Origin of the sequence: Microbacterium ureisolvens, from assembly GCF_015278315.1 — a bacterium.
In the GTDB taxonomy this organism is placed as follows: Bacteria; Actinomycetota; Actinomycetes; order Actinomycetales; family Microbacteriaceae; genus Microbacterium; species Microbacterium ureisolvens.
Genome location: NZ_JADIJE010000005.1, coordinates 205,356 through 228,434 on the forward strand (window position 1 = coordinate 205,356; position 23,079 = coordinate 228,434).

A 23,079-nucleotide genomic window follows, 5' to 3' on the forward strand; every position below is an offset into this window, starting at 1 on the left:
GGCCGACGATGCAACCCCGACAAGCCGAACCCGCGCCATTCGGAGGAAGCTCCCATGTTCGATCGCATCGACCTCGAAGCCTCCCGCGGCCACAGAGAAGGTCACGGCCGCCGTCCGCCGCCACCGCCCCCGGGGCCGCCGCCCATGCCGGACGACACGTTGACCCCCTCCGTCACGGTCGCGGCCGACGAGCCGTTGACCGTCACGATGTAGGAGCCGCCGTCCGCGAGCGCGGGCCCGCTGTGGAAGACGGCACCGAAGCCCTGGTCGGCCTCGAATGAGGCGATGACCGCGCCCGCGGCATCCGTCACCTCCACGATGTCGCCCGCCGACCCGGTGACCGTCGCCGCGATCCACTGCTGCGCGCCGGTCGGGGTGACCAGCACGGAGCCCGCGACGAGCACCTCGCCGCCGTCGATGGCCACGGCGCCGTTCGCGTCCACCGCGCCCTGGCCGCCGGCAGCGCTCGGACCACTGACCACGGTCGTGCCGCCGGCGATCGAGATCGAGCCGTTGGAGTCCAGGCCGTCGCCGCCGGCGGTGACGCGCACGGTCCCGCCCGAGATGACGAGGGTCTCGCCGGTGTCGGCTTCGCCGCCTCCGCCCATGCCGCCGCCTTGCCCGGCAGAGGCGGTGCCGCTCGCGGCGTTGATGCCGTCGTCGCTCGCCGAGATGTCGACGGTGCCGCCCGAGATCGCGACGTCGGCCGCCTCGAGCCCTTCGACGGCCTCCGCGATCGTGACCTCGCCCGCGCGGATCTCGAGCCGCTGCTCGGCGTGGATGCCGTCGTCACCGGATGAGACCGCCACCGTCCCGCCGCCGATCCCGACCGAGCCGTCGGAGTGCACCGCATCGTCGTCGGCGGCGATCGCGACCTCGCCGCCGTCGATGGCCCCGACCACGCCTGCCGAGACGCCCCTGGGCGAATCGTCGGAGGCGGAGGCATCCGATCCGGCAGTCAGGTCCACCGTGCCGCCGGTGATCACGGCATCGGTCGCCGCGGCGATGCCGTCGTCGCCGCTGTGGGCGGTGACCTCGCCGCCGGTGATCGCCACGAAGCCCTGAGTGGCGTCGTCGGTCTGATCGCTCTTGAGCGCATCACCGCCCGCGGTGAGGGTGAGCGTGCCGCCGGCCACGGTGAGGGAGTCCTTTCCCCTCAGCGCATCGTCGGTCGCGTCGACGGTGACCTCTCCCGCCAGAATCACGAGGTCGTCGGTGCTCGCGATGCCGTCGTTGCCGTTGCCCGACACCCTGAGTGCGCCGGTGCCCGAGATGGTCAGGTCGGCGTCGGCGTAGATCGCGGCCTTCGCGTCGGCGTCGTCGGTGTAGGCCGAGGCGTCCGAGAGGGCGTTGTCGCTCCCTTCCGCGAGCGAGATGGCCACGTCGTCCGCGCTCGTGACGGTAATGGCGGGGGAGTCGGATGCCGAGATCTCGGCGTCGTCGAGGATCAGCACGAACTGCGCGTCGTCGGGCGCCGCGACGACCACGTGGCCGTCCAGTGACCCGGACAGGCGGAAGACGCCGCCCTCGGTGATCGTCACCGTCGACCCGTCGATCGTGACGGCATCGGCCTCGGTGGACGCGGTGGCGCCCGAGAGCCGGATGTCGACGGCATCCGCTTCGCTCCACTCGTCGTCCTCGACGACGGTCACGTCGGCGTTCGCGGCCAGCACGGCGGCGGCGCTCAGGTCGGAGTCGACGACGGCGGCCGCCTGGGTGCTGGAGGTGTCATCCGAGCTGGAGCCGGAGCTCGAGCCGGTCGGCACGGCGGTCTGCGTGGCGCAGCCGGCGAGCACGAGTCCGGTGACGAGCAGGGGAGTGGTGGCCAGGATCAGGCGGCGACGGAGCATGAGGGGTCCTCCTCGGAGATGGGGGTGGCAGCCGGACGGGGGATGGGCGGACGGGTGGCGGGTGCAGCGCGACGGGCGGGGTCGAACGGCCCGCGCAGCAGGCGCGCCCACCGGTTGCGCGGCAGGTCGGGGTGCAGCGCCGCGAGGCCGGTCGCGTACTTGCTGACCGTCGCGGGGCGATGCCCGGCGCGCCAGAGGGCGCGGTCGACATCGGATGGGCTCGCGCCGGACTTGGTCTCGACGATGACCGTTCCGGGGAGGGCGAAGCCGCGCCCGTCCGGTTGCACCCACTCGAGGTCGGTGTCGACGGTGGCGCGCCCCGTGCCGTCGGCGGCGAGCAGGGTCGCCCGCCGGTAGCGGGTGAGGAGGGTCGCGTCGAGCTCATCCGCCCGCTCGGCGGCGACGCCGATCGCGGCGAAGGCGTCGGCCACGTCGTCGCGCGCGTCGTCGGTGAGCCGGTCGCGCAGGCGCGCGTCGTACTCGTCGCGATCCTTCACGGTCGTGCCGCGAGCCCCACGGGTCTTGATCTCGAGGTACGACGTGCCGGTGTCGAGGTAGCTGCGGGTGCGCAGCTTGAAGCGACGCCGCCGCGGCTGGGCCGCCATGCGGAAGCTCAGCAGGTCGGGGGTGTCGAAGTACACGGACTCGTAGGCGAAGTCGCGGGCGCCGGCGATCTCGAGCACACGGGTGCGGGGGTCGAGGGCGGCCATCACGGCGTCGACTCCGGCGCGCGGCACGACGTACTTGCGGTCGACGCGGGTGAGGAGGGATGCCTCGGCCACGAGCGCGTCCAGGCTCACCGGTTCGAAGCGGTCGAGGCTCTTCATTGCCGGGCCCCCTGAGCAAGCGCCGCGGATTCGGGTGCCGGGCGGCGGGTCGCCGTTCGCGGACGTGCCACGCGGTAGCGGACGTCGACGAGCGTCGTGTCGTTCACGAGATCGAGCTCCTGGACGGTCGTCGATGTCACGGTGCCCCCGAGGCGCGCGGCGAGCTCGTCCACCAGTTCCCGCTCATCGGCGACGGCGCGGTCCAGGCGCACCAGCTGGTGGCGGCTGCGCGACAGGAAGGCCGGGTTGTCGGCGGCCCACAGCACCACCAGGATGAGCGCGACGAGCGCGGCGACCGGCCACGGATCGGTCTGCGGCAGTCCCGTGACCAGCCCGATCGCGAGGGCCGCGAAGTAATAGGCAACTTCGCGCTGGCTGATCTCCGACGAGCGCAGCCGGATGATCGACAGCACACCGAACAGCCCCAGCCCGAGTCCCAGCGCGACCTCGGCTGTGCCGAGAACGGCAGCGACCGCCATCACCCCCACGTTCACCCCGAGGAAGGCGACCACAAGGTCGCGCCGGTGGTGCCGGCGGTAATAGAGCCCAAGGCTCAGCACGAGGGCCGCGGCCAGATCGATGCCGATCAGGATCAGCGCGTTGGTGGTCATGGGTTCCTCCCGGTGGGGTGTTCGTTCGTTTCCATCCGATCCGGCGCCGCTATGGAGTTCCTATGCCGCACGTCAGGCGCACGCCCGAGTTCTAAACGGTCCGGCTGAACGCCGAAGACGAAGCTGCGCTGAACCCCGTAGCTCGTGACGAAGAGCACTGCCTCGGTCGCGATCTTCGCCACGACGAGGGGCAGACCGAACCGCGTCAGCGCGTCGAGCCACACGACGTTCGACGCGAGGAGCGCGACCGCCAGCAGGGCGTAGCGGACGGCTTGCTGCGGCATCCGTCCTCGCCGCTCGGGTGTGGCCGTTGAACCGGCCGGAAAGACGAGCCGCCGGTTGACGGCGAAGTTCACCGACGCGCTCACCGCCCGCGCGGCGATGATCGACGGAATGAGCAGACCGGTGAGCGCCTCGAGCAGCAGCAGCACGACGGTGTCGACGAGGAAGGCAAGCAGCGACGACGCGGCGAACAGCAGCAGCGGCAGCACGATGCGCACCGAGTCGACGACGGGACGGAAGTGGCTCGACGCGTTGCCGTCGAGGTAGACGGTCTCGATCGGCACCTCGCGGGTCGCGACGCCGTCGCGACGGCAGCGCAGCAGCACGTGCTGCTCGAACGCGAAGCGCTCGCCGGGCTGGCCGCGCACCCATGCGAGAAGACCGGACGGGATGCCGCGCAGTCCGGTCTGCGTGTCGCTCAGGCTCCAGCCGGCCGCGAGCCGGAAGGTGCCACGGGCCACCGCGTTGCCGACGCGCGACCGCAGCGGGACGCGGCCGGTGAACGACCGGCAGCCCAGGACGAGAGCCGGCGTGCCGTCTGCGGCGTCCTCGCGGAGGGCATCGGCGACGCGCAGGATGTCGCGCGCGGTGTGCTGCCCGTCCGCGTCGGCGGTGACGACGTCGTCGCCGGGGTGAGTCGCCAGCACGTGGTCGATCCCGGTGCGCAGAGCGGCGGCCTTGCCTCGATTGCTCTCATGCCGGAGCACCGTCGCGCCGGCCGCGGCTGCGCGCTCGAAGACCGCCGTGAACGACGGGCCGCTGCCGTCGTCGACGACCACCACCGCGATGTCGTGATCGTCGTCGTGCAGTCCGGCGATGACGGCCTCGAGGCGGAACCCCGGCTCGAATGCGGGGATGAGGACGATCATGGCGTCACTCGGTCCCGGCGGAGGGGTCGGCGATGTAGAGGATGTCGCTCGTCCCGCGCTCGCCGCCGTTGGACGGCGAGTTGATCACCTCGCCGTTGAAGAACATCGTCGATGAGCCGCCGCCGTCGAGGTTGTACGCCGTGGTGGCGCCGAGGTCGATCATGATGTCGGCGAGCTCGGTGAGTGTCACGCCCTCGCTGTAGCCGGTCTGGCGGCCGTCCACGACGACGAACACGAGGTGGTTCTCATCGATCACGCCGACGGCGGTGCGCGGCTGGTCGCCCTGGATCGAGTGGTTGCCGAAGTTCGTGTCGATCTCGACGCTCTCGATGCCGTCCACGACGGCAGCGTCCTCGACGATCGCGGGGCCGAAGCTGAGCGTGTTCCACGCGCCGTCGGCGAGGAGCTCGTCGGCGCTCGTGGTCGTCTCGTCGTAGACCTCGACCCGCCCGTCGCTGTAGAACACGAGGCCCTCGCGCGCAGGCTCGTCACGGTAGACGACGCCGTTGCGGATAACGATGCCGGTGTCGCGGAAGCCGTAGTAGTCGCCGTTGATCGCGAGGATCGCGTCGTGGGCGGCCGCGATCGCGCTCGTCGTCTCGGTGATGTTCTCGCCGAACTGGTCCTTCGCGAACGCGCTGCGCAGAGCCGTCGCGTCTGTCAGCGTCACCTCGGCGACGTAGTAGGTGACCGCGTCGGAGCCGGAACCCTCGGAGACGGTCGACACGGTGACGGAGGTGGTGCCGTCGGAGTACGACGTGTCTGTGACGGTCGTCTCGGCGGCTGCGGCATCCGTCTCCTCCGCCATCTCGTCCACCGTCCCGTCCGTCGTGTCGTCGGCGGTGGAGTTCTGCGCCTCGTACTCCGACACGTCGGCGATCTCGACGTGCTCGACCAGGAACCGATCGGCCGCCCAGACGGCACCGGCGCCGCCGGACAGCGCGAAGACCAGCCCGGCGGCGATCGCGATGTGCCGGGTGCGGCGTCCGCCGGGAGCCGCTCGTGGGGAGCTGAGGGTTTCTGCGTTGCGCTTCTCGTCCATGCATCCAGGGATAGACGGCCGACTTACGGCGACCTTTGCCGGCGCCTATGAACCTGCTACGCGCGGGTTCCGCGCCCGCTCGAGGGTCGCACCCGCAGGAAATCCGCGGCATGTGGTGCGTGGGGAGAAAGTTCTGTGATTCTTGTCATCGTGTCGAGCGCCATGCGCGGTCGATCCGCATCGCCGTCTGACAGGGTGGAGGCGTCGCCGCGAGCACCGAGGAAGGTGCCCGCGACAGTTCGCCGACACAGCAGCGTCGGACCGTCGCACCCGATCAAGAGGAACGCATGACCCGCATTGGCATCGTCGCCGAAGGGCCCGGAGAGACCCGGGTGGCAGCGACACCGACCACCGTCCCCAAGCTCATCGCCCTCGGCTACGACGTCGTCGTCGAAGCCGGCGCCGGCTCGGCGTCATCGTTCCCCGACGCCGCCTACGCCCGGGCCGGGGCGACGGTCGTCGACGGACCGACGGCGTGGTCGTCGCCCATCGTGCTCAAGGTGAACGCGCCCACCCCGGCCGAGATCGACCGTCTCGCGGACGGGGCGACGGTCGTCGCGACGCTGAGTCCGGCGCTGCGGCCGGATCTCGTCGAGTCGCTGGCGACGCGCGGCATCACGGCGATCGCGCTGGACGCGGTTCCGCGAATCTCCCGCGCACAGTCCATGGACGTGCTGAGCTCGATGGCGAACATCGCGGGCTACCGCGCGGTCGTCGAGGCCGCCCACGAGTTCGGGCGGTTCTTCACGGGTCAGGTGACGGCGGCGGGCAAGGTGCCGCCGGCGAAGGTGCTGGTGGCCGGTGCGGGAGTCGCGGGTCTGGCGGCGATCGGTGCGGCCTCGAGCCTCGGTGCGATCGTGCGCGCCACGGACCCGCGGCCCGAGGTCGCCGACCAGGTCGCGTCGATCGGCGGCGAGTATCTCGAGGTCGTCGTGCCGGAGGAGGCGAAGCAGGTCTCCGCCGACGGGTACGCGAAGGCGACGAGCGCGGCGTACGACCGCCGCGCGGCCGAGATCTACTCGGAACAGGCCGCCGACGTCGACATCATCATCACGACGGCGCTCATCCCGGGCCGTCAGGCGCCGCGCCTCATCACGGCTGCCGACGTCGCGTCGATGCGGCCGGGCAGCGTGATCGTCGACATGGCCGCCGCGCAGGGCGGCAACGTCGAGGGCTCGGTCGCGGGGGAGCGGGTGGTGACCGACAACGGCGTGGTGATCCTCGGGTACACCGATCTTCCGGGTCGCCTGCCTCAGCAGGCGTCGCAGCTGTTCGCCACCAATCTCGTGAACCTGCTCAAGCTGTTGACGCCGGCGAAGGACGGCGTGCTGACGCTGGACTTCGACGACGTGGTGCAGCGCACCGTGACGGTCGTGCGAGACGGCGCCGTCACGTGGCCTCCTCCGCCCGTGCAGGTCTCGGCGGCCCCCGCGCCCGCGCAGGCCGCCGGCACGGGACCCGCGGCCGCCGCCGCACCGGCCGTCGCCGCGAAGAAGCCGATGTCGAAGGGCGCGCGCACCGGCCTCGTCGTCGCCGGCATCGCGGCGCTGTTCGCCGTGTGCGCGTTCGCGCCGCCGCCGCTGCCGCAGCACTTCCTCGTGCTCACGCTCGCGATCGTCGTCGGGTTCTACGTGATCGGCCACGTCGCGCACGCGCTGCACACGCCCCTGATGAGCGTGACCAACGCCATCTCGGGCATCATCGTGGTCGGCGCCATGGTGCAGATCACCGTTCCTGATCTCACGGTGCAGATCCTCGCCGCGATTGCGGTGCTCGTCGCGTCGATCAACATCTTCGGCGGCTTCGCCGTCACGCGGCGGATGCTCGCGATGTTCCAGAAGGGTGAGACCCGATGACCGGGGTGGCCGGAGCGGTCGCCGGTGCCGCCTACATCGTCGCGGCGCTGCTGTTCATCCTGAGCCTCGCGGGCCTCAGCAAGCACGAGACCAGCCGCCGCGGCGTGGCCTACGGCATCATCGGCATGACGATCGCGCTGGTCGCCACAGTGATCCTGGTGGCGGCCGGTGCGTGGGGGCAGCCGTCCGGAGCGCTCGGGTTGACGCTGCTGGTAGTCGCGGTGCTGACCGGCGCGGCGATCGGGCTGTGGCGCGCACGGATCGTGCAGATGACCGGGATGCCGGAGCTCATCGCTCTGCTCCACTCCTTCGTGGGTCTGGCCGCCGTCCTCGTCGGCTGGAACGGCGCGCTCTACGACACCGGTCTGGAGGGAGCCCTGGCCGACATCCACCATGCCGAGGTCTTCATCGGCGTCTTCATCGGCGGCGTGACGTTCACCGGTTCGATCGTGGCGTTCCTGAAGCTCTCGGCGCGGATCTCGTCGAAGCCGCTGATGCTGCCCGGCAAGAACGCGCTCAACATCGGAGCGCTGATCGCGTTCCTCGCGCTGACCGTCTGGTACGTCATCACGCCGGAGCTGTGGCTGCTGGTGGCGGTCACGGCGCTCGCGCTCGCGCTGGGCTGGCACCTCGTCGCCTCGATCGGCGGCGGCGACATGCCGGTCGTCGTCTCGATGCTCAACAGCTACTCCGGATGGGCCGCGGCCGCGGCGGGCTTCCTGCTGAACAACGACCTGCTCATCGTCACCGGCGCGCTCGTGGGATCGTCGGGTGCCTACCTCAGCTACATCATGTGCAAGGCGATGAACCGGTCGTTCTTGTCGGTGATCGCGGGCGGCTTCGGCATCGAGGCACCGCGCGCCGGCGACGAGGAGCAGGGGGAGCACCGCGAGATCGACGCCGAGGCGGCCGCCGACCTTCTCGCCGGCGCCTCGAGCGTCGTCATCACGCCGGGCTACGGCATGGCCGTCGCGCAGGCGCAGCACGGCGTCGCCGACCTCGTGCAGAAGCTGCGGGAACGCGGCGCCGACGTGCGGTTCGGCATCCATCCGGTCGCCGGTCGCCTTCCGGGGCACATGAACGTGCTGCTGGCCGAGGCGAAGGTGCCGTACGACATCGTGCTCGAGATGGACGAGATCAACGACGACCTGTCGAGCGTCGACGTCGTCCTCGTCATCGGCGCGAACGACACCGTGAATCCGGCGGCAGCCGAAGACCCGACGAGTCCCATCGCCGGAATGCCGGTGCTCCGCGTCTGGGAAGCCGACAACGTCATCGTATTCAAGCGGTCGATGGCGTCCGGATATGCGGGCGTGCAGAATCCCCTCTTCTATCGCGAGAACGCGCAGATGCTGTTCGGCGACGCGAAAGAGAAAGTCGACGAGATCCTCTTCCAGCTTTCACGCGTGTAGAAAGCCGGAAGAGGCGAGGCGGCGTGCGTCAGTGCGCCGCCTCGTAGGCTTCCAGGACGGATGCCGGAACCCGGCCCCGCTCCGAGACCTGATAGCCGTTCTGCTTCGCCCACTCGCGCACGCCGCTGTAATCCTGCTGTCCGCTGCGTCGCCGCTTGCGGCCCGCTGACGCGGCGGTCGTCGTGGCGCGCGACGACGACACGGTGCGAGCCGCATTCGTGTAGCGCTCGAGCGCCCCGCGCAATGCGGCGGCATTCTCGTCGGTGAGGTCGATCTCATAAGCGACGCCGTCGAGCGAGAACAGCACGGTCTCGCCCTCTCCGGCTTCCAAAAGGGTTCCGTCGATGTCGTCGACGAGCTGATGAACGATTCTGCGGGCCATGACTGGAACAATACGCGCAATTGTCGCCCGCCACGATGAGGAGATCGTGAATTGGGGGAGAATGCTGTCCGGTCCGAATTCGACGTTCGCATTCGCCATGCGAGGGCAATTCTCCGCCGCGCGGATTTCGGATCTCACAGGGTTCAGGGGAGGAGGCCGGCCCGCCGGGCGGTGACCACCGCCGCGTGGCGGGTCGAGGCGTCGAGCTTGGCCATCGCCGACTGGAGGTACGACTTCACCGTGCCCTCCTTCAGTTCGAGCGTCGCGGCGATCTCGGCGTTGGTGGCGCCCAGTGCCGCGCACGAGAGCACGTCGATCTCGCGCGGCGAGAGCCGCACGTCGAGTTCGAGCGACGGCTCGGACGCGTCCTGCGAGAGGGCGGCCAGCCGGCGCTCGAGGCGGTCCAGGCGCGCACGCAGCGCCGGATCGTCGACGATCGCCGCGATGCTGCGCAGCTCGGCGTACGTCTCCCGCAGCTCTTCGCGGGTCGCGGCGGGCATGGCGATCGGCTCGGTGCGCTGCGGTGAGAGCGTGAGGCGGCGCTGCACCTCGTCGCGGATGCGCAGCTCGCTCGAGAGCTCCTCGGCGATGGCGAACGCCGGCCGGGCGACGACGTCGCCGACCGGGGACTCCGCCCACGAGCCGCAGTAGATGACGCCGCGCGCGCGGTCGCCCACCATCACCGGTACGGCGAACAGCGTCGCGATGCCCTCGCCGAGGACGGCCCGGTCGTAATCGTGCGTGATGCTGCGCGACGATCCGTAGTCGAGCGCGAGCCGTGGGCGCTTCTCGACGAGCGCGCGGCCGCCGAGACCTCTCGAAGCCTGCACGACGAGGCCCTCCAGTGCACGGGTGCGCGCCCCGTGGATGGAGGTGACGTGGATGGCGTCACCGAGCGCCAGGCCGCCGAAGGCGACGGGGAACCGGGTGCGCCGCACCAGCTCGGCAACGGCGTGATCGAGCGCGTGCACGTCGCCGACCTCGCCGTCGCGACGACCGGCGGGGATGCGGACCCCCGCGCGAGTGCGATCGGGGGCCGGTGCGCGGTGTGGGAGGGACGCGCCCACGACTACCTACTTCCGGGGGTGACGGCGTCCTCGCCGCCTTTCGTAGCGTCGACCCTACCACCCGGGGCACGGCCCAGACGTGGTCCGGGTCCCCCCGAAGGGCGCGACGAAGCGCCCGTTCATGAGGCAAGGAGGCCACATGTCCGAACCGACGACCGAGACCGCCCCACCAGGCGGTGTCGATTACATCGCGGTCGAGGAGTCGCCGCGATTCGTCGAGCTCAAGAGGCGCCATCGCGGGTTCGTGTTCCCATTGGCGATCGCGTTCCTCGTCTGGTACTTCGTGTACGTGCTGCTGTCGTCGTTCGCGCGCGACTTCATGGCGCAGCGGGTGTGGGGTGACATCACCGTGGGCCTGCTGTTCGGGCTCGGTCAGTTCGTCACCACCTTCGCGATCACGATGACCTACGTCTGGTACGCCAACCGCAAGCTCGACCCGATCGCCGAAGAGATCCGCGGCGAGCTCGAGGCGCAGGAGCAGGAGGCGAAGGCATGAACGAGGTCTTCGGTGCCGTCCACGCCGCCGTGCAGACGGTCGAGAACAACCCCGTCCTCAACATGACGATCTTCGGCGCGTTCGTGGCGGTGACGCTGTTCATCGTCATCCGGGCCAGCCGCAACAACAAGACTGCGGCCGACTACTACGCCGCGGGCCGGTCGTTCACCGGGCCGCAGAACGGGTTCGCCATCTCGGGCGACTACCTGTCGGCCGCGTCGTTCCTCGGCATCTGCGGTGCGATCGCGATCAACGGGTACGACGGGTTCCTGTACTCCATCGGCTTCCTGGTGGCGTGGCTGGTCGCACTGCTGCTCGTGGCCGAGCTCATGCGCAACACGGGCAAGTTCACGATGGCGGACGTGCTGTCGTTCCGCCTGAAGCAGGGGCCGGTGCGGATGGCAGCCGCCATCACGACGCTCGCGGTCTGCTTCTTCTACCTGCTGGCGCAGATGGCCGGGGCCGGTGGCCTCGTGGCGCTGCTTCTGGGCATCGACGACGCCCTCGGCATCTCGCTCGTCGTCGCCGTGGTCGGCGTCCTCATGATCGTCTACGTCCTCGTCGGCGGCATGAAGGGCACGACGTGGGTGCAGATCGTCAAGGCGTTCCTCCTCATCGGCGGTGCGCTGGTCATGACGATCTGGGTGCTGGCGCTCAACGGGTTCAACCTGAACGCCCTGCTCGAGAGCGCGGTGGCGCAGTCGACCACCGACCCGCAGGACGCGATCCTGGGTCCGGGCCTGCAGTACGGCGCGAACCCGTGGGACTTCATCTCGCTGGCGATCGCCCTCGTGCTCGGCACCGCGGGTCTGCCGCACGTGCTCATGCGCTTCTACACGGTCCCCACCGCCAAGGAAGCCCGGCGCTCGGTGGTGTGGGCGATCTGGCTGATCGGCCTCTTCTACCTGCTCACGCTGGTGCTCGGCTACGGCGCGGGTGCGCTCGTCGGTCCGGATGCGATCAAGGCGGCCCCGGGTGGCGTCAACTCCGCCGCGCCGCTGCTGGCGCTCGCGCTCGGAGGGCCGCTGCTGCTCGGCTTCATCTCCGCGGTGGCGTTCGCGACGATCCTCGCGGTCGTCGCGGGCCTCACGATCACCGCGGCCGCGTCGTTCGCCCACGACATCTACGCGAACGTGGTGAAGAAGGGCAACGTCCCGCCGGACGGCGAGGTGAAGGTCGCCCGCCGGACGGTGATCGTGATCGGGATCCTGGCGATCCTCGGCGGCATCGCCGTCCAGGGCCAGAATGTCGCGTTCCTCGTCGCGCTCGCGTTCGCGGTGGCAGCCTCGGCGAACCTGCCGACGATCCTGTACTCGCTGTTCTGGCGCGGCTTCACCACCCGCGGCGCGGTGTGGAGCATGTACGGCGGCCTCGCCGCGGCCGTGATCCTCATCATCCTGTCGCCGGTGTTCTGGGGAGGCGAGACGAGCGTGTTCAAGGTCGGCACGCCGATCTGGCCGCTCAACAACCCGGGCATCGTGTCGATCCCGCTCGGGTTCTTCCTCGGCTGGCTCGGCTCGGTCACCTCGCGCAAGGCCGAGAGCCGTGCCAAGGCGGCGGAGATGGATGTGCGCTCTCTGACCGGCTACGGCGCGGAGAAGGCCACGCATCACTGACCCGGATCGGGTATCGCGGGACCCGGGCGGCTCCACCGCCCGGGTCCCGCTGCGTGCGGACGGCCTACACGCCCGCCGCCTCGGGGGCGTCGATCGCCGCGCGAGGAGCGGCGGGAATGGTCGGCCCCTGCTCGAGGTCGATGAGGAATCGCTTCACCTCGGGCCGCCCTCCGTACTCGCCGAGGGAGCCGTCGGCGCGCACCACCCGGTGCACGGGCACGACGATCGAGAACGGCGTGGTGGCGCAGGCGGTGCCCACCGCGCGAGCGGCACGAGGGGTGCCGGCCGCGATCGCGACCTCTCCGTAGCTCGCCGTCTCGCCGTACGGGATGTCGCGCACGGCCTCGAGCGCATCGCGCGTGAAGCCGCGCACCAGTCGCCAGTCCAGCGGAAGATCGAACTCGCGCCGGTCGCCCGCGAAGTACTCGTCGAGCTGCGCCGTCGCCTGGGCGAAGACATCGCCGGCGTCCGGGGCGGGTTCGTCGGGCGCCGGCGCTGCGCCGCGGGCGGCGGCATCCGCGTCGTCGGGCACCGGCAGGGCGCGCAGCTGCAGCGCGACGCGCTCGAGGTCGGCGTGGAGGGGGCCGTCGAACGGATGGAGTGTCACGACGCCGTCGGCGGTCGTGACGATCAGGATGTCGCCGATCGGCGACGGATGGACGCGGTAGCGGGGCGGATCCTCGGGGGTCATGCGACCATCCTGGTCGGTGTCGCCGACGGGCCGGCGAGTCTCATCCCGGATCTGTGGGAACGTCGGCGGTGCGCCGGGCTGGGGAGGAAGGGGCGATCGCCGGCGCGTCGTCCAATACCGCGAAACTCAGGTCCATTGCAAGTACCCGGCATCGGGCGCCTTTAGGGTGGCACGTGTGTGGCGAGCAGAACGGAGCGCCGTGCTGGGCCGAGCAGACGCCGAGCGCGGGTACGACGTGACCCCCGGTGATCTCGGTCTCGCGGAGCCCGACGTCACCGTGGTGCACGTCGCCCAATCGGAGCGCGACCGCCTCCGCGTGCAGTCCGCTGATCTCGGCGGCAGGTCGACGCTGCTGCACTTCGTGGACGGCCAGGACGCCGCCATCGAGATCACCAAGGCGCACCCCGGCAGCCTGCCGCAGTTCATCACCGGACGCTCGACGCTGCTGTCGAACCTCTTCCGCGACGAGGTGGCGCTGCGCAACGCGCGACTGGCCGCCGAGCGCATCACCGCGAAGGATCAGGAGCTGCGGACGACCCGCGGCCTCGACGCCGTGCGTCTGGCCGTGGGCCTGGCGAACTGGCGCATCGGCGGCGTGGCCTGGAGTGCGCCGGTTCTTCTGCGACCGCTCGCGATCCGCCGCCACCACGGCGACTTCGAGCTGAAGCTGCACGGCACGTTCTCGGTCAACCCCGAGCTCATCCGCGCACTGCGCACGCATTTCGGCATCCTCCTCGATGCCGCGGGGCTCGCGGCGCTGGCGTACGAGGGCGGGGTGTTCAAGCCGCAGCCGGTCATCGACCACCTGCGCGCCCTCACCGCGTCGACCGAGACCTTCGTCGTCAAGCCCCGGCTGCTGGTATCGAGCTTCGCCGACGTGGGCGGCGACATGGCGCTGGACGCCGCCGACCTCGACCACCGCATCCTGAACGCGCTCGCCGGGCACGTGGCCGATCGCGAGTCGCTCACCATCCGCCGCGACGGCCCGCAGCCTGCGAACCCCGACGAGCGCCCGCCCGGGGCCGACACGCTGCTGCTGGACGCCGACTCCGAGCAGGAGCGGGTGCTCGCGCGGATCGCGGACGGCCAGTCGCTCGTGGTGCACACGCTTCCCGGCACGGGCGGCACTCAGACCGTGATCAACGCGGTGGGCGCCCTCGTCCGCGACGGCAAGCGCGTCCTCGTCGTGAGCGCGCGCCGCTCCACGCTCGACGGCGTTCGCCATCGCCTTGCCGGCATCGGCCTGCCCGGGCTCGCGGTCTCACCGGAGCGGCTGCAGCGCGACCTCATCCGCGCGATCGGACGCAACGAGAAGGCCGAAGCACCCAAGGTCGCCGACATCGACGACGCGCTCGTGCGCCTGCGCGGGGTGCTGCGCGACTACCGGTCGGCGGTCACCGCGCGCCATCCCGACTTCGGCGTGTCGGTCCTCGACATCCTCCGCGAGTTGGCGGCGCTCTCCGAGAAGGGCGTCGCCCCGGCGACCGAGGCCCGGTTCGACGCCGAGGCGCTCGCCCGGCTCGCCACGACCCGCGCCGACGCGGCCGCCAAGCTCGCCGCCGCCGCGCGGCTCGGCGAGTTCCGCTTCGGGCCCGACGACTCCCCGTGGTACGGCGTGACGTTCGCAACGGTGGAGCAGGCGCGTGCCACCCACGCCCTCGCCGGCAAGCTGCACCGCAGCGACGTCCCGACCCTGCTGGAGCGCGGCTACGAGCTGATCGCCCAGACGCGCATGCGGCCGTTCCAGACGGTCGCAGAGCTGGGCGTCTACCTCCGCCTGCTGCGCGGCATCCGCGACTCTCTCGACCGCTTCAGCCTCACGGTCTTCGAGCGGCCTCTCGGCGAACTCATCCAGGCGCACGCGCCGCGTCGCGACGCCCCCGAGATGAACGGCGCCAACCGCCGGCGCCTGCGCCGGCTGTCGCGCGAGTACCTGCGTCCGGGCGTGCACGTGCCCGACATGTACGAGGCGCTCCTTCGCGTTCAGCAGCAGCGCACCGAGTGGCAGCGCCACGTCGACATGGGGGTCACTCCCGAGGTGCCGCTGGGCCTGGCCGATGTGCAGGTGGCCTGGCAGCGCGTGGACGCCGAGCTCGCCGAGCTCGATGCCGTGCTCGGGCGCAGCGACGCAGACCGGCTCGGCACCATCCCCGTCAAGCAGCTCGTCCGCACACTCGCGGGCCTCGCCGCCGATTCCGACGTGTTCGACAACCTGAAGGAGCGCGCGACCCTGCGCAGCGAGCTGGCCGCGATGGGCCTGGAACCGCTCCTGCTCGAGCTCTCGGTCCGCCACGTGCCCGAAGACCACGTGGCCGCCGAGCTCGAGTTCGCGTGGTGGCAGTCGGCCCTCGAGGTCCTGCTGCGCACCGACCGCGCCGTGCTCGGCGCCAACACGGCCGTGGTCGACCGGCTCGAGCGCGACTTCCGGCTGGTCGACGAAGCGCACGCCGCGGCATCCGGACCCCTCCTCGCCGCCCATCTCGCGACGCAATGGCGCATCGGGATCGTCGACCACGCAGCCGAGGCGGAGGGCCTCAAGCGGGCGCTCAAGCGCGGGGCGATCACTCCCGCCGAGCTCGCCGCCGTCGCCCCGGAGCTCTCGCGCACCCTCGCACCCGTGTGGCTCGCGTCGCCCTACGAGGTGCCTCGCATCCCCGAGTCCGTCTCCTTCGACGTCGTGGTGCTGGCGGATGCCGGTGCCCTGTGTCTCGCGGAAGCCTCGCCGGCACTGCGCCGGGCCGGGCAGATCGTCGCGTTCGGAGACCCCGTGACGCAGAAGCCGACGCCGTTCCTCGTGGCCGCCGGATCGCCGGTCACGGCCGCCGTGCCGGCGTCCGGCAACGGCAATGGCACCGGCAACGGCGTCGCCGCGCCCGGCCCGGAGTCCGGCGAGGAGGTGCCGTTCGACTCCACGAGCGTGTTCGAGCGCCTGGCCGAGCTGCTGCCCGTCGAGACGCTCACGCGCAGCTATCGCGCCGGAGGCGAAGACCTCGCCGCTCTCGTCAACGACGCGTTCTACGGCGGCGAGCTCGTGTCGCTGCCGTGGGCCGGCTCGTACCTCGGTCGCGGCAGCCTCGCCGTCGACTACGTCGAGGGCGGCCACGGCACGCCCGATCCCGTCACCGGCGCTGTGGAGAGCCCCGACTCCGAGGTGGCGCGGGTCGTCACACTCGTGGTCGAGCACGCGGTGAACCGGGGGACCGAGTCGCTCATGGTGGTCACGGCCAGCGCGCGGCACGCCGAGCGCGTCCGGGCCGCCGTCGAGTCGGCGTTCGCGGGCCGCTCGGACGTCGCGGACTTCGTCTCACGCGACACGGCGGAGCCGTTCTCGGTGCTGACCCTCGAGGAATCGGTCGCCGAGAGCCGCGACCGCGTGATCTTCTCGCTGGGCTTCGGCCTCACCAAGCACGGCCGCGTGCTGAGCGACTTCGGCGACCTCTCGTCGCCCGACGGCGAGCGACTGCTCACGGTGGGGATGACCCGCGCGCGGCGCTCGATGGTCATCGTGTCGTCGATCCGCCCGTCCGCCTTCGACGACGGGCGTCTCGAGTACGGCGCCGCGACCCTCATGTCGATCCTCGGAGGCCTCGCCGCGCGCTCGCGCGAAGCACGCCTCGAAGACCTCGCCGACCCGTTGACCCGCGCGCTCGCGCGCGAGCTGCGGCGCGCCGGCCTCTCGGTGGACGTGCACTACCGAGGCCTCCTGCCGCTCGTGGCGCAGTACGACGGCAAGGCGGTCGTCGTCGAGAGCGACCCCGAGACCATCGGCGAATCGCTGCGGGAGTCGCTGCGCCTGCGCCCGCAGATCCTGCGGCGGCTGGGCTGGCACTACGTGCGCGTGCACTCCTTCGACCTCTACCGCGATCCCGCCGACGTGGCGCAGCGCATCGCGGCGATGCTCGGGGTGCCGCCCGACGCCCCCCGCGTCGACAGCGAGACGCAGCCCCTCGATGTCGTCGAGTGACCGGCAGCGGATCGAACGCGTCAAGGGCTCCCGGAGGGCGAAGCTGACCCCGGCGCCGGGGACGACGTCCGAGCCGGTCCCCGCCGATGAGAAGATGACGGATGCCGCGCCCCCGGCGGGCCGCGAAGGCCAGGGGAACGCGGCATCCGATTCCGGCGGTCCGAACGACGAGCGCCTGCGGCGCGACGTCCCGCCGCACTATTAGAGGTTGGGCGACCTCGGAGCGGTGCCCTGCGCCTCGAGCAGGTCGCGGATCTGCACGAGCAGCTCCTGCTCGGTGGGAAGCTTCGGCTCCTCGTCGGCGGGCGTGATGCCGGCCTTCGCGGCGGCGCGCTCCTTGAGCCTGTTCATCGGGTAGACGAAGACGAAGTACACGACCACCGCGACGGCGAGGAAGTTGACGATCGCACCCAGGATTAGGCCGATCGGGAAGTCGGTGGTGCCGCCGCGCACGTTCGGCACCGCGATGATGATGTCGTTGAGGCTGTCGGCCTGGAAGATGAGGGCGATCAGCGGATTGATGAGCCCGGTGACGATCGCGTTGACGATGCCGGTGAACGCCGCACCGATGACGACCGCGACGGCCAGGTCGATGACGTTCCCGCGCAGGATGAACTCTTTGAAGCCCTTGATCACGTGCAGTACCCCCCTGGGTGTCTCCCGCGCCGGGGGCTCCGGCTGATCAGGTTCCGGACGACGCGGGCGAGGCCTTCGCCTCGGACTTCGATGATGTCGAAGTCGACGAGGAGGCGCCACTCGCGGCATCCGATCCGCCGCCGCCCGCGCCCGTCTTGGCACCCGCACGGGAGTCGGTGCGGTAGAAGCCCGAGCCGTTGAAGGTCACGCCGATCGAGCCGTACTCCTTGCGCAGCGCGCCGCCGCACTCGGGGCATTCGGTCAGAGTCGGGTCGGCGAAGGACTGCACGGCGTCGAAGCGGTGACCGCACTGCTTGCAGGCGTAGGCGTAGGTGGGCATTGCTCTCTCGGTTCTGGCTGTCAGCGCCGCGTGGGCGCGAGGGTGATGGTCCGCGTCGGCGTGACGACGCCGGTGACGGGCTGGTCGTGGACGTCGCTGGGCACCTCGTCGACGAACTCGGAGTCGAACACGACGGCGTAGACGGGCGGGCACCGCTCCATCGAGCCGAGCGTCTTGTCGTAGAACCCGCGTCCCCAGCCGAGCCGCATGCCGTTGCGATCGACGCTGGCTGCGGGGATCACGAGGAGGTCGACGTCGTTGACGGCGATCGGCCCCAGCAGCTCGCCGACGGGTTCGGGGAGTCCGTACATGCCTTCGGCGATGTCGCCGTCGGCCGTGGCGACCGACCAGTCGAGCAGGCCGTCGGCGCGCGTGACAGGAAGGAGGACACGGATGCCTCGTCCCACGGCATCCGCCACGAACGAACGCGTGCCCGGCTCTGCGGTGGTCGACAGGAAGCACGAGATCGACCGCGCGCCGTGCTCTGCCACGAGGGCGTCGAGCTGCTGGTGGATGCCGGCCTCGGCGTTCTCGCGTGCCTGCTCGGAGAGCAGCTGGCGGCGCTCGCGGAGCTCCGCTCGCAGCGCGCGCTTCGCATCGGCGATCGCGTCGGACATGCAGTCGATTGTACGGGGCCGATATCACACGTCGTCCGCGCGCGGGGAAGGTGCGGCCCGGCACCTAGACTCGGGGAATGCCCCACACCACGATCAAGGCAGTCATCCCCGCGGCGGGTCTCGGCACCCGCTTCCTCCCCGCAACGAAGGCGATGCCGAAGGAGATGCTCCCCGTCGTCGACAAGCCGGCGATCCAGTACGTCGTCGAGGAGGCCGCTCAGGCGGGCATCGACGACATCCTGGTGATCATCGGGCGCAACAAGAACGCGATCTCGAACCACTTCGACTCGGTGCCCGAGCTCGAGGAGAAGCTCAAGGACAAGGGCGACACCGACCGCCTCCGGCGCGTGCTCGAGTCGAGCGACCTCGCCGACATCCACTTCGTGCGCCAGGGGGAGCCGAAGGGCCTCGGCCACGCGGTGCTGCGGGCCAAGGCGCACGTCGGCGACTCGTCGTTCGCCGTCATGCTCGGCGACGACCTGATCGATGAGCGCGACGAGCTGCTGACGACGATGATCGCCGAGCACGAGCGCACCGGTGCCGCGATCATCGCCCTCATGGAGGTCGACCCCGAGCACATCGACCTCTACGGCGTGGCCTCGGTGGCCTCCAACAACGGCAACGGCGTGGTGAAGGTCGACGGCCTCGTCGAGAAGCCGAAGGCCGAAGACGCACCGTCCAACCTCGCGGTGATCGGCCGCTACGTGCTCTCGCCGAACGTCTTCGAGATCCTCGAGCGCACCGAGCCCGGCAAGGGCGGAGAGATCCAGCTCACCGACGCGCTCCAGGAGCTCGCCACCGACCCCGACGGTCCGGGCGTCTACGGCGTGGTGTTCCGTGGCCGTCGCTACGACACCGGCGATAGGGTGGACTACATCAAGGCCATCGTGCAGCTCGCGGCCGATCGAGACGATCTCGGTCCCGCGCTGCGTCCCTGGTTCAAGGATTTCGCGGCGAACCTCTGACGCCGCCCGTTCGAGGGGGTCTCGTTGGATCTGTCGGCTCCCCGCAGGCACGGATCGGTGGCGATCCGCCTCGTGCGTCAGCGCGATGCGCGCGTGCTGCAGAACGAGCTGCTGGCCAATCGCGGCTGGCTGCGGCCGTGGGAGGCGACGAGCCCCGACGGGCCCGTCTCGTTCGACATGCGCGTGGGGGTCCGCCGGCTGCTGCAGCAGTACCGTGACGGCGTCGGCGTGCCGTTCGTCATGGAGTCCGACGGCGAGGTCGCGGGCCAGCTGAACGTGTGGGGCATCGCGCGCGGGTCGCTCGCGTCGGCGACGATCGGCTACTGGGTGAGCGAGCGGTTCGCCGGGCGGGGCATCACGCCCACCTCGGTCGCGCTGGCCACCGACATCTGCTTCTCCGAACTCCGGCTTCACCGCATGGAGATCTGCATCCGCCCCGAGAACCGTGCGAGCCTGCGCGTCGTCGAGAAGCTGGGCTTCCGCTACGAGGGCCTGCGCCGCCGGTTCATCCACATCGACGGCGACTGGCGGGATCACTACGCGTTCGCCCTGGTGCGCGAGGACGTGCCCGAGGGCGTCCTGCAGCGGTGGGTGTCCGGTCGCGCGCCGCAGGACGCGGCCACCGTTCCGCCGGCCGACCGGCTGCACGCGTAGCCCTCCCGCGACGCGCGATCGGTCCACGAGGCGACCGTCCGGATCGCCGGATCGGCTTTCGTGACACGCGACTCGATACCGGGGGTCGCGGCATCCGGTCCCTTACCGTGGTCTGCATGGGCGGGCAGGTGCTGGGTGGGGGAGTGATCGTCCTCGTCGCCGTGGTCTTGTGGCTGGTCTACCTGCTGCCCACGTGGCACAGTCGCCGTCAGTTCGACGCGGCCGAGCGCAACGCCGTCCGGTTGAACCAGGCGCTGCGGGTGCTCGCCGAGACGAGCGAGACGCCCGAGGAGGTGCGCCTCGAGCTCAACGCGCGCACCGCGGCGGCGCAGCAGCGCCTGGCCAAGCGGGCGCTCGCCGAGCGCGAGCATGCGGCCCTCGAGGGCGCACGGCTCGACCTCGAGCGCGCCCGCACCGAACGTGAGGTCGCAGAGGCCACGGCTCGTGTCGATCGAGAGCGCGCGCGCACCGAGCGGGTCGCCGCCGAGGCGGCAGCCCGGGTGGATCTCGAGCGCGCACGCGCCGCGCGCGCAGCCGCCGAAGCGTCCGCGCGCTCCGAACTCGCCGCCGCCCGCGCGCTGCCGGCGGCTCGGCGCGCCCGTGCACGGCGCCGCTTCCGGCTGACCTCGACCCTGATCGCCGCGTTCGGCCTCGGACTGACCGCGTGGGGCGTCTTCGAGACGGTGACCACGGGCGTGCAGACGCTGATGTGGATCGGGGTCGCGATGGTCTCGGCATCCGCTGTCGTCCTCCATCGCCTCTCGCGCGTGGCCGCGCGTGCAGAGTTGCGGGCGACGGATGCCGCACCCCGGCGCGTCGCGGAGGTGCAGGACGTCACGCTCGAGCCCGCGCAGCGCGCGTGGGCGCCGCGTGATTTGCCGCGTCCGCTCACGGCATCGGCAGGCTCTCGTGCGGCCGCCGTGCTCGACGCCGAAGCGGCCCGTGCGGCCCTGCGTCAGGCGGCGCTGGAAGAGGCGATGCTGGCCCGCACGGCCGCCGAGCAGCCGCCGTCGATCGACACCGCGCGCACCGCCCGTCCGGTCGCGTCCGAGAGCGAATACGCCCGGATGGGCTACGTCGACGACGCCGAGATCGAGGCGCATGTGCGGCAGCTTCTGACCAGGCGCGCGGCCGGCGAATAGGCGCGCCCGGAGGGCCCCGCCGATTCGGAGCGCCCCTTGAACCGTGATAGTGTTTCTGAGGTTCACGGGCCTGTAGCGCAGTTGGTAGCGCGCCTCGTTCGCATCGAGGAGGTCAGGGGTTCGATTCCCCTCAGGTCCACCCGGTGAAGGCCCCCGCGATGCGGGGGCCTTCTGGTTTCCGGTCCGGCCAGCGGGGCGGCTTCGGGTATCGCAGGCCGCTTCCCCAGCCGATCTCCCAGCCCTCGGAGTCGTCGAAGTAGTCCGCGAACGCCACCGGCAGCGCGTGCTCCGGCTCCACGGCGGCCAGCAGGCCCGCGAACCACGCCGCGTAGTCGGGAGCGTCGTTCGTGACCTCCAGGCGGGGCAGCGCGCCCCGGATGAGCTCGGCCGCCTCGCGGGGCGTCGACATCGCGTCCACCGTGCCCGCGGCGAACTGCGCTTCGTTCCCCGACGTGTAGTGGATGGCGGGGTCGTCCGGATGCGCGGCGTCGGTCAGGACCGCTCGCCAGAAGAGCCCGGAGGGTGCGACCCCGGGCCACACGCGGAGCGTGTGATAGCCGCGGCGATGCAGGTCGCGCACGCCCTGCAGGATGCGCACGCCCGTCGACATCCTGAGCACGGAGGCGATCTCACGGTGGGCGGCCTCGTCGTAGGCGACGAGCCGCACCTCTTCGACGGCGGTGGGCGTGGCCGCGATGGTGTCGACGGCCGCCGTGATCGCCTCGCGGCGCGGCCACGCGTACACCCCGGCGCTGATGAGCGGGAACGCGACGCTGCGCGCGCCGAGCTCGTCGGCGACTTCGAGCGAGCGCCGGTAGCTGGACTCGAGGAGTGCGCGATCGCGCTGCCCGTCACCGTGGTTCGGGCCTACCGTGTGCACGACCCAGCGTGCGGGGAGCCGGCCGGCAGTGGTCCATCCGGCATCGCCGGTGGCAAGGCCGTCGGGGAAGCGCGCGATGCAGTCCCGCAGGATCTCAGGACCCCCGGCGCGATGGATCGCGCCGTCGACCCCGCCACCGCCCCGCATGGCGTTGTTGGCGGCGTTGACGATGGCGTCGGTGGTCTGGGCGGTGATGTCGCCCTGCACGGCGACGAGCGCGGTCATGCACTCATTCTTGCGCGCAGAGGGCCTCGAGCTCGGCGTAGTAGTCGGCGAGCGGGGGCAGACCGACTCCGGCGCGACGTTCGTCGACGGTCGCCTCGTCGGCGATTGGTGTCGCGGGCGACGGGCCGTCGTCGCCGCACCCGATCTGCGTGCCGTAGGTCTGCGGATCTCCGGCACCGACGGCGACGCGGTCGGTGAGGTAGGCGAGGTTCCCGCCGGACGCGTCGCCGTTCTCGACGGCGACGCGGAGCCACTCCAGCGCCTCTCGCTGGAAGGCGGGGTCGTGGTCGGAGTGCTGAGCGATCGCCCACGCCGCGTCTTCGGCTTCCTCTCCGACGAGCGAGTACGTCGGCCAGCCGTGAGCTTCGATGATCTCGCGGAGCCGCTCGGTGCGCTCTTCGTCGGTGCCCTCGCCGTCGCCGGTGTGCCGGTCGGCCTGATCCTGCGCGAGCATGGTGAGGAGCTCGGCCGACAGCGCGGCATCGAAGCTCGACGGCGTCCACGACGCGGCCGGAGTGGGTTGCGCCGTGACGCGTGTCGGCTGCGGCTGGGGTGCCGAATCGGGCTCCGCCGGGACCCCGCACGCGACGAGCACGCCGGCCACTGCAAGCAGTGCCGTGGCGGCGAGCCGGCGTCGGGACATCGTCGTCCTCCT

Annotated in this window: 22 protein-coding genes and 1 tRNA gene; 10 read left to right on the forward strand and 13 right to left on the reverse strand. The window is 71.2% G+C overall.

Translation table 11 applies throughout. From position 1 onward, the window contains the following. Positions 1-101 precede the first annotated feature (101 nt). Genes IM767_RS10195 through IM767_RS10215 form a run of 5 tightly spaced genes read right to left on the reverse strand, consistent with a single transcriptional unit; the run spans position 102 to position 5,481 of the window. The gene (locus IM767_RS10195) at positions 102-1,850 is read right to left on the reverse strand and encodes a carbohydrate-binding domain-containing protein (RefSeq protein ID WP_109210249.1); all 1,749 of its coding nucleotides are present in this window, start codon (positions 1,848-1,850) and stop codon (positions 102-104) included. Beyond that, the gene (locus IM767_RS10200) at positions 1,832-2,677 is read right to left on the reverse strand and encodes a polyphosphate polymerase domain-containing protein (protein ID WP_109210250.1); all 846 of its coding nucleotides are present in this window, start codon (positions 2,675-2,677) and stop codon (positions 1,832-1,834) included. Before IM767_RS10200 ends, IM767_RS10195 begins: the two co-directional genes overlap by 19 nt. After that, the gene (locus IM767_RS10205) at positions 2,674-3,288 is read right to left on the reverse strand and encodes a DUF4956 domain-containing protein (RefSeq protein ID WP_109210251.1); all 615 of its coding nucleotides are present in this window, start codon (positions 3,286-3,288) and stop codon (positions 2,674-2,676) included. The genes IM767_RS10200 and IM767_RS10205 overlap by 4 nt, the downstream gene beginning before the upstream one ends. Next, the gene (locus IM767_RS10210) at positions 3,285-4,439 is read right to left on the reverse strand and encodes a glycosyltransferase (RefSeq protein WP_109210252.1); all 1,155 of its coding nucleotides are present in this window, start codon (positions 4,437-4,439) and stop codon (positions 3,285-3,287) included. Before IM767_RS10210 ends, IM767_RS10205 begins: the two co-directional genes overlap by 4 nt. Positions 4,440-4,443: 4 nt before the next feature. Then, positions 4,444-5,481, reverse strand: a complete 1,038-nt coding sequence (locus IM767_RS10215; protein WP_109210253.1) for a phosphodiester glycosidase family protein — start codon at positions 5,479-5,481, stop codon at positions 4,444-4,446. A gap of 287 nt (positions 5,482-5,768) precedes the next feature. On the opposite strand from IM767_RS10215, the gene IM767_RS10220 reads away from it, so the two are divergent. Further along, the gene (locus IM767_RS10220; RefSeq protein ID WP_109210254.1) at positions 5,769-7,337 is read left to right on the forward strand and encodes a Re/Si-specific NAD(P)(+) transhydrogenase subunit alpha; all 1,569 of its coding nucleotides are present in this window, start codon (positions 5,769-5,771) and stop codon (positions 7,335-7,337) included. Then, a complete protein-coding gene (gene pntB, locus IM767_RS10225) occupies positions 7,334-8,749 on the forward strand; it encodes a Re/Si-specific NAD(P)(+) transhydrogenase subunit beta (protein WP_109210255.1) in 1,416 nt (471 codons plus the stop codon). The genes IM767_RS10220 and pntB overlap by 4 nt, the downstream gene beginning before the upstream one ends. A 28-nt stretch (positions 8,750-8,777) precedes the next feature. Here pntB and IM767_RS10230 read toward each other — a convergent pair whose 3' ends face one another. Both IM767_RS10230 and IM767_RS10235 read right to left on the reverse strand, forming a co-directional pair. Next, entirely contained in the window at positions 8,778-9,131 is a 354-nt protein-coding gene (locus IM767_RS10230; RefSeq protein ID WP_109210256.1) for a histone-like nucleoid-structuring protein Lsr2, read from the reverse strand. A 143-nt stretch (positions 9,132-9,274) separates the two neighbouring features. After that, positions 9,275-10,138, reverse strand: coding sequence for a LuxR C-terminal-related transcriptional regulator (locus IM767_RS10235; RefSeq protein ID WP_109210375.1), 864 nt, complete (start codon positions 10,136-10,138; stop codon positions 9,275-9,277). Positions 10,139-10,337: 199 nt separating this feature from the next. Between IM767_RS10235 and IM767_RS10240 the strand changes: the two genes are divergently transcribed. Together IM767_RS10240 and IM767_RS10245 are read left to right on the forward strand one after the other, a co-directional pair. Then, complete coding sequence (locus tag IM767_RS10240; protein ID WP_109210257.1) at positions 10,338-10,694, forward strand: DUF485 domain-containing protein; 357 nt, start codon at positions 10,338-10,340, stop codon at positions 10,692-10,694. After that, a complete protein-coding gene (locus IM767_RS10245) occupies positions 10,691-12,310 on the forward strand; it encodes a solute symporter family protein (protein WP_109210258.1) in 1,620 nt (539 codons plus the stop codon). Before IM767_RS10240 ends, IM767_RS10245 begins: the two co-directional genes overlap by 4 nt. Before the next feature lie 64 nt (positions 12,311-12,374). Here IM767_RS10245 and IM767_RS10250 read toward each other — a convergent pair whose 3' ends face one another. Further along, positions 12,375-13,001, reverse strand: coding sequence for a methylated-DNA--[protein]-cysteine S-methyltransferase (locus IM767_RS10250; RefSeq protein WP_109210259.1), 627 nt, complete (start codon positions 12,999-13,001; stop codon positions 12,375-12,377). A 202-nt stretch (positions 13,002-13,203) separates the two neighbouring features. Here IM767_RS10250 and IM767_RS10255 point away from each other — a divergent pair, with 202 nt between their 5' ends. Together IM767_RS10255 and IM767_RS10260 are read left to right on the forward strand one after the other, a co-directional pair. Next, the gene (locus tag IM767_RS10255) at positions 13,204-16,965 is read left to right on the forward strand and encodes an AAA family ATPase (RefSeq protein WP_198425859.1); all 3,762 of its coding nucleotides are present in this window, start codon (positions 13,204-13,206) and stop codon (positions 16,963-16,965) included. Beyond that, positions 16,952-17,170, forward strand: a complete 219-nt coding sequence (locus IM767_RS10260) for a hypothetical protein (RefSeq protein WP_109210261.1) — start codon at positions 16,952-16,954, stop codon at positions 17,168-17,170. Before IM767_RS10255 ends, IM767_RS10260 begins: the two co-directional genes overlap by 14 nt. On the opposite strand, the gene mscL is transcribed toward IM767_RS10260, so the two are convergent. The 3 genes from mscL to IM767_RS10275 are packed head-to-tail and all read right to left on the reverse strand — an operon-like array spanning position 17,167 to position 18,558. Then, the gene (mscL, locus tag IM767_RS10265; protein WP_109210262.1) at positions 17,167-17,601 is read right to left on the reverse strand and encodes a large conductance mechanosensitive channel protein MscL; all 435 of its coding nucleotides are present in this window, start codon (positions 17,599-17,601) and stop codon (positions 17,167-17,169) included. The two genes, IM767_RS10260 and mscL, sit on opposite strands and share 4 nt — an antisense overlap. 46 nt (positions 17,602-17,647) lie before the next feature. After that, entirely contained in the window at positions 17,648-17,941 is a 294-nt protein-coding gene (locus tag IM767_RS10270; protein ID WP_109210263.1) for an FmdB family zinc ribbon protein, read from the reverse strand. A 20-nt stretch (positions 17,942-17,961) separates the two neighbouring features. Further along, positions 17,962-18,558 carry a 5-formyltetrahydrofolate cyclo-ligase gene (locus IM767_RS10275; RefSeq protein WP_109210264.1) on the reverse strand — a complete coding sequence of 199 codons (597 nt, stop codon included), beginning with the start codon at positions 18,556-18,558 and terminating at the stop codon, positions 17,962-17,964. A gap of 77 nt (positions 18,559-18,635) precedes the next feature. Between IM767_RS10275 and galU the strand changes: the two genes are divergently transcribed. The 4 genes from galU to IM767_RS10295 all read left to right on the forward strand — a co-directional run bounded on the left by galU (position 18,636) and on the right by IM767_RS10295 (position 21,458). Further along, positions 18,636-19,523, forward strand: a complete 888-nt coding sequence (gene galU / locus IM767_RS10280) for a UTP--glucose-1-phosphate uridylyltransferase GalU (protein WP_109210265.1) — start codon at positions 18,636-18,638, stop codon at positions 19,521-19,523. 24 nt (positions 19,524-19,547) lie between these two features. Next, the gene (locus IM767_RS10285) at positions 19,548-20,177 is read left to right on the forward strand and encodes a GNAT family N-acetyltransferase (RefSeq protein WP_109210266.1); all 630 of its coding nucleotides are present in this window, start codon (positions 19,548-19,550) and stop codon (positions 20,175-20,177) included. A gap of 116 nt (positions 20,178-20,293) precedes the next feature. Then, complete coding sequence (locus tag IM767_RS10290; RefSeq protein WP_109210267.1) at positions 20,294-21,319, forward strand: large exoprotein; 1,026 nt, start codon at positions 20,294-20,296, stop codon at positions 21,317-21,319. Between the two features lie 66 nt (positions 21,320-21,385). Continuing rightward, positions 21,386-21,458: transfer RNA gene (locus IM767_RS10295), tRNA-Ala, on the forward strand. Here IM767_RS10295 and IM767_RS21010 read toward each other — a convergent pair. Beyond that, positions 21,450-22,424: an O-acetyl-ADP-ribose deacetylase gene (locus IM767_RS21010; protein ID WP_198425834.1), complete on the reverse strand. Its 975-nt coding sequence runs from the start codon at positions 22,422-22,424 to the stop codon at positions 21,450-21,452. The two genes, IM767_RS10295 and IM767_RS21010, sit on opposite strands and share 9 nt — an antisense overlap. 4 nt (positions 22,425-22,428) lie before the next feature. Further along, positions 22,429-23,067, reverse strand: coding sequence for a DUF6624 domain-containing protein (locus tag IM767_RS10305; protein WP_109210268.1), 639 nt, complete (start codon positions 23,065-23,067; stop codon positions 22,429-22,431). Positions 23,068-23,079: the final 12 nt, after the last annotated feature.

Excerpts from the sequence above, each read along its gene's own strand:
- IM767_RS10195 (WP_109210249.1), bottom strand. The coding sequence starts at position 1,850 with ATGCTCCGTCGCCGCCTGATCCTGGCCACCACTCCCCTGCTCGTCACC.
- IM767_RS10200 (WP_109210250.1), bottom strand. The coding sequence starts at position 2,677 with ATGAAGAGCCTCGACCGCTTCGAACCGGTGAGCCTGGACGCGCTCGTG.
- IM767_RS10205 (WP_109210251.1), bottom strand. The coding sequence starts at position 3,288 with ATGACCACCAACGCGCTGATCCTGATCGGCATCGATCTGGCCGCGGCC.
- IM767_RS10210 (WP_109210252.1), bottom strand. The coding sequence starts at position 4,439 with ATGATCGTCCTCATCCCCGCATTCGAGCCGGGGTTCCGCCTCGAGGCC.
- IM767_RS10215 (WP_109210253.1), bottom strand. The coding sequence starts at position 5,481 with ATGGACGAGAAGCGCAACGCAGAAACCCTCAGCTCCCCACGAGCGGCT.
- IM767_RS10220 (WP_109210254.1), top strand. The coding sequence starts at position 5,769 with ATGACCCGCATTGGCATCGTCGCCGAAGGGCCCGGAGAGACCCGGGTG.
- pntB (WP_109210255.1), top strand. The coding sequence starts at position 7,334 with ATGACCGGGGTGGCCGGAGCGGTCGCCGGTGCCGCCTACATCGTCGCG.
- IM767_RS10230 (WP_109210256.1), bottom strand. The coding sequence starts at position 9,131 with ATGGCCCGCAGAATCGTTCATCAGCTCGTCGACGACATCGACGGAACC.
- IM767_RS10240 (WP_109210257.1), top strand. The coding sequence starts at position 10,338 with ATGTCCGAACCGACGACCGAGACCGCCCCACCAGGCGGTGTCGATTAC.
- IM767_RS10245 (WP_109210258.1), top strand. The coding sequence starts at position 10,691 with ATGAACGAGGTCTTCGGTGCCGTCCACGCCGCCGTGCAGACGGTCGAG.
- IM767_RS10250 (WP_109210259.1), bottom strand. The coding sequence starts at position 13,001 with ATGACCCCCGAGGATCCGCCCCGCTACCGCGTCCATCCGTCGCCGATC.
- IM767_RS10260 (WP_109210261.1), top strand. The coding sequence starts at position 16,952 with ATGTCGTCGAGTGACCGGCAGCGGATCGAACGCGTCAAGGGCTCCCGG.
- IM767_RS10270 (WP_109210263.1), bottom strand. The coding sequence starts at position 17,941 with ATGCCCACCTACGCCTACGCCTGCAAGCAGTGCGGTCACCGCTTCGAC.
- IM767_RS10275 (WP_109210264.1), bottom strand. The coding sequence starts at position 18,558 with ATGTCCGACGCGATCGCCGATGCGAAGCGCGCGCTGCGAGCGGAGCTC.
- galU (WP_109210265.1), top strand. The coding sequence starts at position 18,636 with ATGCCCCACACCACGATCAAGGCAGTCATCCCCGCGGCGGGTCTCGGC.
- IM767_RS10290 (WP_109210267.1), top strand. The coding sequence starts at position 20,294 with ATGGGCGGGCAGGTGCTGGGTGGGGGAGTGATCGTCCTCGTCGCCGTG.
- IM767_RS21010 (WP_198425834.1), bottom strand. The coding sequence starts at position 22,424 with ATGACCGCGCTCGTCGCCGTGCAGGGCGACATCACCGCCCAGACCACC.
- IM767_RS10305 (WP_109210268.1), bottom strand. The coding sequence starts at position 23,067 with ATGTCCCGACGCCGGCTCGCCGCCACGGCACTGCTTGCAGTGGCCGGC.